This is a genomic window from Streptomyces sp. ICBB 8177 (assembly GCF_003144095.1).
GTDB lineage: Bacteria > Actinomycetota > Actinomycetes > Streptomycetales > Streptomycetaceae > Streptantibioticus_D.
On the sequence record NZ_NSKH01000023.1, the window covers coordinates 570,304 to 582,527 of the forward strand.

At 72.5% G+C, this 12,224-nt stretch carries 10 protein-coding genes; 4 read left to right on the forward strand and 6 right to left on the reverse strand.

The features are described 5' to 3' along the window. Nucleotides 1–2: 2 nt before the first annotated feature. Nucleotides 3–1,148 carry an aromatic ring-hydroxylating dioxygenase subunit alpha gene (locus tag CK485_RS22945; RefSeq protein WP_109453749.1) on the reverse strand — a complete coding sequence of 382 codons (1,146 nt, stop codon included), beginning with the start codon at nucleotides 1,146–1,148 and terminating at the stop codon, nucleotides 3–5. Continuing rightward, nucleotides 1,145–1,510, reverse strand: coding sequence for a bifunctional 3-phenylpropionate/cinnamic acid dioxygenase ferredoxin subunit (locus tag CK485_RS22950; protein ID WP_109453750.1), 366 nt, complete (start codon nucleotides 1,508–1,510; stop codon nucleotides 1,145–1,147). Before CK485_RS22950 ends, CK485_RS22945 begins: the two co-directional genes overlap by 4 nt. A gap of 400 nt (nucleotides 1,511–1,910) precedes the next feature. Between CK485_RS22950 and CK485_RS22955 the strand changes: the two genes are divergently transcribed. Continuing rightward, nucleotides 1,911–3,509 carry an amino acid permease gene (locus CK485_RS22955; RefSeq protein WP_109453751.1) on the forward strand — a complete coding sequence of 533 codons (1,599 nt, stop codon included), beginning with the start codon at nucleotides 1,911–1,913 and terminating at the stop codon, nucleotides 3,507–3,509. 165 nt (nucleotides 3,510–3,674) lie between these two features. Next, nucleotides 3,675–4,313, forward strand: coding sequence for a cyclodehydratase (locus CK485_RS22960; protein ID WP_109453752.1), 639 nt, complete (start codon nucleotides 3,675–3,677; stop codon nucleotides 4,311–4,313). A gap of 79 nt (nucleotides 4,314–4,392) precedes the next feature. On the opposite strand, the gene CK485_RS22965 is transcribed toward CK485_RS22960, so the two are convergent. Then, nucleotides 4,393–5,550, reverse strand: coding sequence for a glycoside hydrolase family 3 N-terminal domain-containing protein (locus tag CK485_RS22965; protein ID WP_109453753.1), 1,158 nt, complete (start codon nucleotides 5,548–5,550; stop codon nucleotides 4,393–4,395). A gap of 317 nt (nucleotides 5,551–5,867) precedes the next feature. On the opposite strand from CK485_RS22965, the gene CK485_RS22970 reads away from it, so the two are divergent. Then, nucleotides 5,868–7,301 carry an amidase gene (locus CK485_RS22970; RefSeq protein WP_109453754.1) on the forward strand — a complete coding sequence of 478 codons (1,434 nt, stop codon included), beginning with the start codon at nucleotides 5,868–5,870 and terminating at the stop codon, nucleotides 7,299–7,301. Between the two features lie 24 nt (nucleotides 7,302–7,325). Here the strand turns inward: CK485_RS22970 and CK485_RS22975 are convergent, their stop codons facing one another. Further along, complete coding sequence (locus CK485_RS22975; protein WP_109453755.1) at nucleotides 7,326–8,438, reverse strand: XdhC family protein; 1,113 nt, start codon at nucleotides 8,436–8,438, stop codon at nucleotides 7,326–7,328. 118 nt (nucleotides 8,439–8,556) lie between these two features. Between CK485_RS22975 and lpdA the strand changes: the two genes are divergently transcribed. Then, nucleotides 8,557–9,957: a dihydrolipoyl dehydrogenase gene (lpdA, locus tag CK485_RS22980; RefSeq protein WP_109453756.1), complete on the forward strand. Its 1,401-nt coding sequence runs from the start codon at nucleotides 8,557–8,559 to the stop codon at nucleotides 9,955–9,957. Nucleotides 9,958–10,015: 58 nt separating this feature from the next. Here the strand turns inward: lpdA and CK485_RS22985 are convergent, their stop codons facing one another. Then, entirely contained in the window at nucleotides 10,016–10,489 is a 474-nt protein-coding gene (locus CK485_RS22985) for a nucleoside deaminase (protein WP_109453757.1), read from the reverse strand. 293 nt (nucleotides 10,490–10,782) lie between these two features. Next, on the reverse strand, nucleotides 10,783–12,078 hold the full coding sequence (locus tag CK485_RS22990) for a glycoside hydrolase family 3 N-terminal domain-containing protein (protein WP_241968544.1): 1,296 nt from the start codon (nucleotides 12,076–12,078) through the stop codon (nucleotides 10,783–10,785). Nucleotides 12,079–12,224: the final 146 nt, after the last annotated feature.

Genomic DNA, 12,224 nt, shown 5'->3' on the forward strand with positions numbered 1-12,224 from the left:
CCTCATGCCTCGCCGCCCAGCCGGCCGCGCACCCACGTGTGGAAGTCGCCGATGTGGTGTTCGCTGGGCACCAGCACACCGCCCGCCTCGTACAGCCGTGACGACATCCCCGGCTGGCAGCGCTCGCAGGCGGCGAAGTCCTGCCGGTTGACGCGGTCGAACAACTCCACCGAACGGCGCAGGTCACGGCCCTCGGCGACCACCTCGGGCAGGTAGAGCCAGTCGCACTCGACCACCGTGCGATCCGGTGCGAGCGGGAACATCCGGTGCACGATGACGTGGTCCGGCACCAGGTTGACGAAGACCTGCGGCCTGATGGTGATGGCGTAGTAGCGGCGGTCCTGGTCCGGTGCCACCGTGGGAATGCGCTCCAGGCCCGCGGAGCCGTCCACCGTGAAGCCCTCGACCCCCTCGCCGAACTCGGCGCCGTGCCCCACGTAGTACTGCGCGGCGTACCCGTCCGCGAACTCCGGTAGCACCTCGGTGAGTTCGGGGTGGATGGTGGCGCAGTGGTAGCACTCCATGAAGTTCTCGACCACGAGCTTCCAGTTGGCCCGCACGTCGTAGGTGATGCGCCTGCCCACCGCGAGGCCCTCGACCGCGTACCGCTCGATCGAGGCCGCGTCCCCGAGCCGTGTCACCACCTCGCCGACCACCTGCTCCTCGAACGAGGGCGGCTCGTCGGCCAGGCAGACCCACACATACCCCAGCCACTCGCGCACCGCGACGCCCGCGAGCCCGAACGCGGTCCGGTCGACGTCCGGCATCCGCGTCAGGTTGGGCGCGGCGGTCAGCCTGCCGGTGAGGTCGTAGGTCCAGGCGTGGTACGGACACTGGAACGCCCGCCTGACCTCGCCCGACTCCTCGGCGCACAACCGGGCGCCGCGGTGCCGGCACACGTTGAGGAACGCGCGCGCCCGGCCGTCGCGGCCCCGGACCAGCAGCACCGACTCGCGGCCCACGGTGACCGTGCGGTACGCCCCCGGCACGGCCAGGTCCGTCGCCCGCACCGCGCAGAACCACATCGCCTCGAAGATGGCGCGCTGTTCCGCGGCGAAGACCTCGGGCGAGGTGTAGTGGCCGCCCGGCAGCGTCGCGACCAGGCTCCGGGGAAGCGCGGTTCGCGTCGCGGCGCGCCCCGCGTTCACGTCGCCTCCCCGAGCACGCGTCGCCGCAGCCCGCACGGCGGCAGGTTCGGCGGCGCGTCGGACAGCACCACGTACACCGTCTCCCCCTCGACCACCACCTGGTGGGTGCGGACCGGCAGCCGGGCGGGCGGCGCGTCGACGGCACCGGTGCCGAGGTCGAACTTCGAGGAGTGCAGCGGGCATTCGACCTCGCGTCCCTCCACCCAGCCGTCGGACAGCGCCGCGTCCTGATGGGTGCAGGAGTCGTCGATGGCGAACAACTCGCCGTCCTCGGTGTGGAACACCGCGACAGGGGGGTCGGTCTCCAGCCTGGCGGCCTCGCCTCGCGGCAGATCCGCGAGCCGGCACACGGGAATCATCATGACACCTCGGTGCGTATAGTGAAACGAAGTGCAGGATCCGCAACTCGGGCCAGTGTGGGGGCCGCCCCGAGGCGCGTCAAGACACGGGAACCGGTCGTGTGCGCGCACCCCCGGGTGGGCCGGACCCGCGTCCTGCCCGCCCTGGACGAACCTCAGCGGATTCCCAGGTTCGGCCCTCGCGTGCTGGGTAGCAGCCGGGCGGCGCGCGCGCCGGGGGATTCCCGGACGGACCCTTGACGTCCTGAAGGGGGATGCCCATGCTGGTCGGATTCGGTTGCGCGACAGGGAATCGTTCCGCCATGCGCAACGGAGGAGGAAGCGGTACGGACCCGGACGTCGCGGTCGTCCCCGGCCGACGCGCGCCATCCCGTAGGTGACCCCTTCCGTCATGGAGCGACGCATGAGCCAACCCGCGAATCCCGCCAACCCGAGACCGGCCACGCCTTCGTCACCGCGGACCCAGGGTCCGCCGGGCGGCGACAGCGACGACCTGGCCCGGTTCGGGTACCGCCAGGAACTGGAGCGCTCGCTCGGCTCCTTCTCCAGCTTCGCCGCCGGATTCAGCTACATCTCCATCATGACCGGCGTCTTCCAGCTCTTCGGCTTCGGATTCGCGTCCGGGGGACCGGCGTTCATCTGGTCCTGGCCGCTGGTCTTCATCGGGCAGGGCGCGGTGGCGCTGTGCTTCGCCGAGGTGGCCGGGCAGTTCCCGCTGGCCGGCGGCGTCTACCAGTGGTCCAAGCACATCGCCCGCCCGGCCACGTCGTGGATGGCGGGCTGGATCATGACCATCGGCGCGGTGGTGACCGCGGCGGCCGTGGCCGTCGCGTACCAGGTCATCCTTCCGCAGGTCTCGCTCGCCTTCCAGATCGTCGGCGGCTCGGCGGACGCGGGATTGACCTCGACGCCGAACGGAGCCAAGAACGCCATCCTGCTCGCCCTCGGTCTCGTGGTGTTCACCACGCTGGTCAACATCATCGGCGTCCGCCTGATGGCGAAGATCAACAACATCGGTGTGGCCGTGGAGTTGATCGGCGTCACCCTGCTGATCGTCATGCTGGCGATCCACATCCGGCGCGGCCCCCAGGTGGTGACGCACACCGCCGGCGCGGGCTCCGGGCAGTCGATGGGATACCTCGGCGCCTTCCTGGTGGCGTCCATCATGAGCGCCTACGTCTTCTACGGCTTCGACACCGCCGGATCGCTCGCCGAGGAGACCAGGGAACCGCGCCGGCACGCACCGCGCGCGATCCTGCGCGCGCTGACCGCCGCGTTCCTCGCCGGCGGAGCGCTGATGCTCGTCGGCATGATGGCCGTGGGCGACATCAACGCCAGGCAGCTGGGCACCCTCGGCATGCCCTACCTGGTCAAGTCGACCCTCGGCAACGGGCTCGGCAACGTCTTCCTGATGTGCTCGGCGATCGCCATCACGGTGTGTTGCCTGGCGGTGCAGACCGCGGCGATCCGACTGCTGTTCGCGATGGCGCGCGACGGGCGGCTGCCGTTCGGCGCGTCGATCGCGCGGGTGTCACCGCGGTCGAAGACACCCGTCGTGCCCGCGGTGCTCACCGGTGTGCTGACCGTCGCGCTGCTGCTGGTCAACATGGGCAACCAGCGCGTGTTCTACATCCTGACCTCGGTCGCCATCATCCTGTTCTACATCCCCTACCTGATGGTGACCGCGCCCATGCTGCTGCGCAGGCTGCGCGGCGAGTGGCCGCGCCCCGGCCACGGCCCGTACTTCAACCTCGGCCGCTGGGGTCTGCCGGTGAACGTCTTCGCCGTGCTGTACGGCGCCGCGATGACCGTCAACCTCGCCTGGCCGCGCACCGCGGTCTACGGCGACGACCACTGGTACTTCCAGTGGGGCGCGGTGGTCTTCGTCGCCGTCATCGTGGGGGTCGGCGCCGGGATCTACCTGACCCGCCGTCACAAGGAGGCGGCCGCCGCGCCGCAGGCCGGGCCCGTGGCGGACGAACTGGCGGTCCCCGGGACCTGACGGATGGTCAGGAGGAGGCGGGCGGGCGGCATCCGGACTGCCGTCCGCACCGCCGGGACGAAGACTTCGCACGCCTCTTGTTACCTCCGGTAAAGCGCCGCATCCTGTGGTCGTCCTGTCGCGCTCCCCGGCGCGGCACACCCCCACGGGACACGAGGAGCAAGCATGCGACCCCAAGCCGTTCTTGCCCGGTTCTCCCTCGTCGGCGTCGCCGCACTCGCGGCGGCCGGCCTCGCCGCGGGCCCCGCGCTCGCCGCCGACACCCCCGTCAGCCTCTCCTGCCAGGCCACCCCGCCGATCGGCGGCGCCCAGACCTTCAGCCTCGACGCGGGCGTCAACGGCACCGCGCCCGCCGGCGTGGCCTCGGGCAGCGCCTTCACGATCACCCTCGCCCCCGACGCGCTCACCGTACCGACCTCGGTCAGCGGCTACAGCGTCTCCAACATCAGCGGCATCAAACTGTCGATCCCGGTGCCCTCCGGCGCCACCCTCACCGGCGAGTCGCTGTCCGGCGGCTCCGGCGCGGGCTCCGGTGCATCCGTCGCCGTGCGGGGCAAGAACCTCGTGGTGAGCGTGCCCGGCCCGGTCTCCGGCGGCGCCACCTTCACCCTGCCGACCCTCACCCTCGACCTGACCGCGGGCGCCTCGGGCGGCAGCGTCACGACCGCCATAGCGGGCAGCGGCTACTCCGACCCCGGCCTGACCTTCAACGCGAGTGTCAGCGTCAGCTTCTTCAAGGTCAACGTCCCCACCGCCTGCTACGCCCCCTCAAGCCCCGCCCTCACCACGACCACCGTCGACTGAACCACCCGCGAACCACCGTGAACCTCCCGTGGACCCGGCACGCCCTGCCGCGCCGGGTCCACGGAACCACGCCCGCCCGTCAGCCCACCCATTCGCGCAGCGCCGTGACCCGCTCGACGGCCGCGTCGAAGGCGGCGGTCGGCAACTGCCCCGATCCCAGGGCCGATGCGAGCGCGGTCACCGCGTCGGCGCCCTGCGAGGCGTCGCGGGCCGAGCACAGCAGCAGGTCCATCCCCGCGGTCGCCGCCAGGACGGCCCGGGTCCCGGTGTCGTACGACGGGTCGATGGCGCCCGCCTCCAGCGCGTCGGTGATGGTGACGCCGGTGAAGCCCAGGCGCTGCCGCAGCTCCCGCTGGACCACCACGGACGACAGGCCCGCCGGACGGCCGGCGTCCAGCGCCGGGTAGACGGCCCAGGAGCACATCACCAGCCTCACCCCCGCGCACACCGCCGCCGTGTACGGCGCCTCGTCCACCGACCGCAGTTCGGACAGGCCCTGGGTGAGGGTGACCGGACCCTCGTCGGTGTTCTGCGACGTGGTGGCCGCCCCGAGGCCGGGGAAGTGCTTGGCGGTCGCCGCGACCCCGGTCTTCTGCTGGGCCTCGATGAACGCGTGCCCGCAGGAGGAGACGACGGCCGGGTCCATGCTGTACGAGCGCTGGTACTCGTCGATGAAGTTCCCGGCCGTGCGGTAGACGTCGAGCACCGGCGCCAGGTTGACGTTCATCCCGACACCCGCGAGGTTCTGGCCGGCCTGGGTGCCCGCGGTGGACGCCGCGCCCGCCGGGTCACCGGCCTCGCCGATCTGCTTCTCCGACTGCGCCGGCGCGCCCGGCAGCCGCCGCACCTCGCCGCCCTCCTGGTCCGTCATCAGCAGCAGCGGAAGCCTGACCGGACCGGAGACGTTCGCCTGGTTCAACTGGCCGATGACGGAGGTGATCTGGGCGTCGGAGGAGATGTTCTCGCCGAAGAAGATGACGCCGGCGACCTCCCCGGCACGGATGGCGTCCAGCAGCGCGGCGGGCGGGGTCAGCCCGGGGTAGGAGTAGACCACTCGCTGACCAGCGAGTTGACGGCTCGTCAATTCCGGTTGGCGGTGCGGCGGTCGGTGCGGGTGGTGGAGCGGTGCGGCGGCGGCGCGCTGTGCCCCGGTCGCCGCCGAGGCGGTGGCCACGGCCGCACCGGCCGCGGCGAGCAGGGTACGACGGCGCAGGGAGGACGTGCGAGGTGCGTCCATGGAGGGCCCCTTCCCGGCAGTGCTCCAAAGTGCGCGATGTTCATGACATGGCGGGCGCGGTGACCGTACGTCCGTACCCGGATGCGGGGAAGGGGATCGGACCGCCGCCGTTGGTCTACTCCTTCGGCGGTACGCGAACGCTACGGCGACGTGCGACGACGCGTGACGCCGAAGGAAACTTCCAGCCACCGAAACCGCCGCCCCCGCGCTCCACGGGGCGGCCGACGGCGTGCCGGGGCTGGTGGCCTACCGCCGAGTAGTGCGAGGATCGCGCTCATCCCGACCCGCGGGCGACCCAGTGGACGACGAGGACGACCATGGCTGAACCGCACGATCTGACCGCACGCGAGCAGGCGGAGGCGATCAGGACCGGAACCCTCTCGCCGGTGGAACTCACCGATCACTACCTCGACCGCATCGAGCGGCTGGGCGAGACCGTCGGCGCCTTCATCACCGTCACGCCCGAGGTCGCCCGCAAGCAGGCGGCCGACGCCGAGGCCGAGGCGCTCGCCGCCCGCCGCGAAGGACGCGAACTGCCGCCGCTGCACGGCGTTCCGGTGCCGGTCAAGGACCTCAACCTCGTCGCCGGGGTGCGCTGCACGCTCGGCTCCGCCGCGTACGCCGACCACGTGCCGGACGTGGACGACCACGTGGTGACCCTGCTGCGGCAGGCGGGCACCGTCATGCTCGGCAAGACCAACACCCCCGAGTTCGGCCTGCCCTGCTACACCGAGAACCGCCTCGCCCCGCCCGCCCGCACCCCGTGGGACCTGGAGCGCTCGGCGGGCGGCTCCAGCGGCGGGGCGGGCGCGGCGGTCGCCTCCGGCCTCGCCCCGCTCGCCCACGGCAGCGATGGCGGCGGATCCATCCGCATCCCGGCCTCCGTCTGCGGCCTGTTCGGCCTCAAGCCCAGCCGCGGGCGGGTCAGTTCGGGCCCGGTGCAGCACGACGTCAGCGGCCTGAGCACCTCGGGCCCGATCGCCCGCACGGTGGCCGACGCCGCCGCGCTGCTCGACGTGCTGGCCGCTCCCGTGCCGGGCGCCCCCTACGCGGCCCCGTCCCTGCCGCCCGGCGAGACCTTCGCCTCGTACGCCGCCCGCGAACCGGGGACGCTCCGGGTGGTCGGCCTGCCCGACCCGCCGGTGCCCGGGGCGCCGCTGCACCCGGACTGCCGTGCCGCATACGACGACGCGGCAGGGCTGCTGCGGGAGTTGGGACACCAGGTCGAGGAGCTCCAGCTTCCGGTGGACGACGGCATCAGGAACGCCTTCACCGCCGTGTGGGAGGTGATGTCCACCGTCCACCCGGTCGCGCCGGAGCAGGAGGAAGCGCTGATGCCGGTCACCCGGTACCTGCGCGCGGGCGGAGCCAAGGTCTCGGGGCCCGGCTTCGCCTCCGCCCTCTACACGTTCCGCGCGCTGGGCCAGCTCGTCGCCGACGCGCTGCTGAGCACGTACGACGTGATCCTCACGCCGACGCTCGCCCAGCCGCCGGCCCTCGTCGGCGGACTGCGCGACGACTCCGACCCGGCGGCGGAGTTCGAGGCGATCGCCCGCTTCACGCCGTACACCCCGCTCTACAACGCCACCGGTCAGCCCGCGGTCAGCGTGCCGTTGCACTGGACGGCCGACGGCCTGCCGATCGGCGTGATGTTCGGCGGCCGGTACGGGGACGAGGCGACGCTGCTGTCGCTGTCCGCCCAGCTGGAGGCCGCGCGGCCGTGGGCGGGACGGCGTCCGGAGATCTGGTAGCCGGGGAGGGACAGGCCGGGCGCGTCACGGCCGGCGTTCGTGCGGTGGGTGGACCGCGCCCGGAACCCGGCTGAGGGGGGCACCGCTGCCGCCCCAGCGGGTCGAGACGATCTCCGCGGCGATGGACACCGCCACCTCCTGCGGGGTCCTGCCGCCCAGGTCGAGGCCGATGGGGGAGCGCAGCCGGGCGATTTCGGCGTCACTGAGCCCGGCCTCGCGCAGCAACGCGGTCCGCTCCTCGTGGGTGCGCCTGCTGCCCATCACGCCCACGTACCCGGCCTCGGTGCGCAGCGCCACCTGAAGCAGCGGCACGTCGAACTTCGGGTCGTGGGTCAGCACGCAGATCACCGTGGCCGGGTCGACCTCGGTGCCGCGCAGGAAGCGGTGCGGCCAGTCGGCCACCACCTCGACGCCCGGCGGGAAGCGGCTCGCGGTGGCGAAGGGCGTCCGGGCGTCGCAGACGGTGACCCGGTAGCCGAGGAACTGTCCGATCGCGGCCACCGCCGCCGCGTAGTCGATCGCCCCGAACACCAGCATCCTGGGTGGCGGTGCGAAGGACTGGACGAAGACGGCCACGGCGTCCTCGCGGCGCTCGCCGTGCGGGCCGTAGTGCCGCAGCCCGGTCGCGCCGCCGGCCAGCTCGCCGCGCGCGTCAGCGGTGACGGCGATGTCGAGTCCCTTACTGCCCAGGGTTCCTGAGGTGGCGTCGGGCCAGACGGCCAGTGTCGCTCCGGTCGGCGCCGGGCCCTCGGTCACCGTGGCCAGCGCCACCGGCCCGCCGTCCCGCACCGACTCGGCGACCTCGGCCAAGCCCGGATCGGTCGCATGGGTGACCGGACGCGCCAGCACGGTGATCTCGCCGCCGCAGGTGAGCCCGGCCGCGAACGCGTCGTCGTCGCTGTAGCCGAACGTGGCGGACCGCGCCGTGCCGTCCGCCACGACCTCCTTGGCCAGCTCGAGGACGGCACCCTCGACGCAGCCTCCGGAGACGCTGCCCAGCACCTCGTCGTCCGGCCCGACCGCCATCGCCGCGCCCGGCCCGCGCGGCGCGCTGCGGCTCACCGCGACCACGGTGGCTAGGCCGAACGGCTCCCCGGCCGCGTACCAACGGCTCAGTCCGGCGAGGATCTCACGCATGGCCGCATCGTCCCGCACCCACGGCGGCCCCGCACTCCGGCGACGGCGGCCGGTGTGTGACCAGTGAGGCACTGGCCGGACCCTGCGCGGGGCCCGCCGCCGCCCTATCGTGGCACGCATGAGTGGACACTTCGACGTCGTCGTCCTTGGCGCAGGCCCCGGCGGGTACACCGCCGCGGTGCGCAGCGCCCAGCTGGGGCTCTCCGTGGCCGTGGTCGAGGAGCGGTACTGGGGCGGTGTGTGCCTGAACGTGGGGTGCATCCCCTCGAAGGCCCTGCTGCGCAACGCGGAGCTGGCCCATCTGTTCACCCGGGAGGCGAAGACCTTCGGCATCCGGGTCGAGGGCCAGGTGAGCTTCGACTACGGCGAGGCGTTCGCGCGCAGCCGCAGGGTGGCGGACGGCCGGGTCAAGGGCGTGCACTACCTGATGAAGAAGAACAAGATCACCGAATACACCGGCCGGGGCACCTTCACGGACGACCACACCCTCTCGGTGACCACCGCCGACGGCACCACCGAGACCCTCACCTTCGGCCACTGCGTCATCGCGGCCGGCGCCACCACCAAGCTGCTGCCCGGCACCTCGCTCAGCGAGCGCGTGGTCACCTACGAGGAGCAGATCCTCAGCGACACGCTGCCGCGCAGCATCGTCATCGCGGGCGCCGGCGCGATCGGTGTCGAGTTCGCGTACGTGCTGCACAACTACGGCGTCCAGGTCACGCTGGTGGAGTTCCTGGACCGCGTGGTGCCGCTGGAGGACGAGGAGGTCTCCGCCGAACTCGCCAAGCGCTACCGCAAGCTCGGCATCAACGTCCTGACCTCCACCCGCGTCGAGGCCATCGACGACTCCGGCGACCAGGTCAAGGTCCACGTCTCCACCGGCGGCCAGCGCCAGACGCTGGAGGCCGACAAGGTGCTCCAGGCGATCGGCTTCCAGCCCCGGGTCACCGGCTACGGCCTGGAGAACACCGGCGTGCGGCTGACCGAGCGCGGCGCCATCGACGTGGACGGCCGCTGCCGCACCAACGTGCCGCACATCTACGCCATCGGTGACGTCACCGCCAAGCTGATGCTGGCGCACGCCGCCGAGTCCATGGGCGTCATCGCCGCCGAGACCATCGCGGACGCGGAGACGATGGAACTGGACTACGTGATGGTCCCGCGCGCCACCTACTGCCAGCCGCAGATCGCCAGCTTCGGCTGGACCGAGGCGCAGGCGCGCGAACGCGGCTTCGACGTCCGGGTGCAGAAGTTCCCGTTCACCGCCAACGGCAAGGCGCACGGTCTCGGCGACCCGGCCGGGTTCGTGAAGATCCTCAGCGACGGCAGGTACGGCGAGCTGCTCGGCGCCCACCTGATCGGGCCCGAAGTCACCGAACTGCTGCCGGAGTTGACGCTGGCCCAGCAGTGGGACCTGACCGTCCACGAGGTGGCGCGCAACGTGCACGCCCACCCGACGCTGGGCGAGGCGGTCAAGGAGGCGATCCACGGGCTCGCCGGGCACATGATCAATATGTGATCCGCCGACAGGCGTTCCGGGGCCCGGGCGGTCAAGCCGCCCGGGCCCGTTCATCCCCTCACTCCCCGATGTCCTCGAACCACAGGTCGGGACGCGCCGCGACGAACTCCCGCATCATCGCCACGCACTCCGCGTCGTCCAGCACCGTCACCCGCACGCCGAGCCCGGCCAGCCAGTCGTGGCCGCCGTGGAAGGTGACCGCCTCCCCGACCACCACGTGACCGATGCCGAACTGCCGTACCAGACCGGAGCAGTACCAGCACGGCGAGAGCGTGGTGACCATCGTGGTGTCCCCGTAACGCCGCATCCGCCCGGCCGCCCGGAACGCGGCGGTCTCGGCATGGGTGGCCGGGTCGTCGTCCTGCACCCTGCGGTTGCGCCCGCTGCCCAGCAGCCGCCCGCCGGGGCCGAACAGGGCGGCTCCGATCGGGATGCCGCCCTCGGCCAGCCCGGCCCGCGCCTCCCGCAGCGCCACCGCGAGCATCGCGTCCGGATCGGTGTACCGCACGGCGTGTTCGGTCGTCTCGTCCATCCGTCAACGGTAGGGCCGCGCACCCGGGGGCGGCGGGCTTCACGCGGCCCGGCCGGTGCCGTGCCGGAAGTCGGAGGGGTCCGCGTGCCGCAGGGCGCGCAACGCGGAGCGCGGGCACCGTGACGACCGGGCAGTGTGCCAAAGCCGGCAGCGCGCGCCGTGCCGTGCCGTGCAGGACGCGCGCGGCGAGGCGGCGACCCGCGCCGGTGCCGACCATTACGACGTCGCCGTCCCGGTCCGCGACCGCGCACAGGGCCTCGGCGGCCGGGGCGGCAGGCCCACCCGCGCGCCGCTCACGAGCAGCTGAGCGCGCCCGCCTGCTCCTTCGCCGTCAGCACCCGCTTGACGCTCTGCTCGACCTGCGAGCGGAACGTCGCGTCGCTCCCCATCCGGCTCAGCACCGCGCTCGTCATCGGCGTGACCGTCGCCGGGTTCACGGTCAGCACGAGGTTGCCGCCCGCGGCGATGAAACGCACCGCGCGGTCCCCGGTCGGCACCGCTCGCACCTGCGCCGCGTTTCCGAGGTCGTCGGAGATGATGACGCCGTTGAACTTCAGCTCGTCGCGGATCATCCCGGTCAGCACGGTCGGCGAGAACGCGCCCTGCTGGGTCGGGTCGATGCGCTGGTAGACCGCGAGCGCCGCCATGATGAACTGCGCGCCCGCCTTGATGCCGCTCTCGTACGTGGTCAGGTAGTCGCCGGTGCGCTGGGTGGCGGTGTCGGTGACGCCCGCGGTCACGTCGGTGTTGCCGCTGGCCTGGCCGAGGCTGGGGAAGTGCTTGAGGGTGGTGAGCACCCCGGACTGCTCCATGCCGCGCACGAACGCGCTGCTCTGCCGGGCCACGGTGGAGGCGTCGCTGCCGTAGTTGCGCATCAGCTTGCCGATGGGCGCGTTGCTGTTCTGCAGGCGCGGCGGCACCACGTCGACCACCGGCGCCAGGTCCAGGTCGACGCCCGCGGAGCGCAGTTGCGAGCCCCAGGTCCCGGCGCTGGTCTGGAGCTTGGAGCTGGGCCACCCGCCCTGCGCCATGGCCGACGGGATCACCGAGAACCCGGGCCCGTTGAGCACCTGCACCTGGCCGCCCTCCTGGTCGGCGGAGACCAGCAGCCCGACCCTCTTCCCGCCGACCGTGGGCGCCGCCGCCTGGATGCGCCCGGTGAGCGACTTGGTCGACTGCACGCCCGCCGACGAACGCCCGGTGAGGATCGCCGAGCCCGCGTCGTTGTCGCTGATCGCGTTCTGCTCGGCCGTGGTCATGCCGGTCGCGGTCACCGGGGCCATGAACAGCTGGCCCACCCGCTGTTTGTCCGACATCGCCGCGTAGACATCGTTGACGCAGGCCGAGGCCTGCGCTGAGTGGCTGGGCGACCCGGACGAGGTGCTCGCGGCGGCGGTCGTCGAACGCGTGCCGGACGGCGCCCCGCTCGTGGTACCGGGAGCCGGGGTGCCGGAGGTGTGCGGGACGCTCGCGGCGCCGGACGGGTGGGACGAGGGCGAGGAGGAGCTGCCACAGCCCGCCACCGCCAGAGCGACACCGAGCGGAAGGGCGGCCAGACGCAGATTCCTGGCACGAGCGCGACCTGACACGAAGAACCAGCCACCTTGTCGAAAGATAGGACAGTAGGTACGGGCTCTCTCAGCGAAACACACGACACGGGGCCCCGCACACGGCGACGCGCGGCCGCGCACCGGATCGGGTGCCGAAAGGCGTAACGCCGCGCCGACCGGCCGCC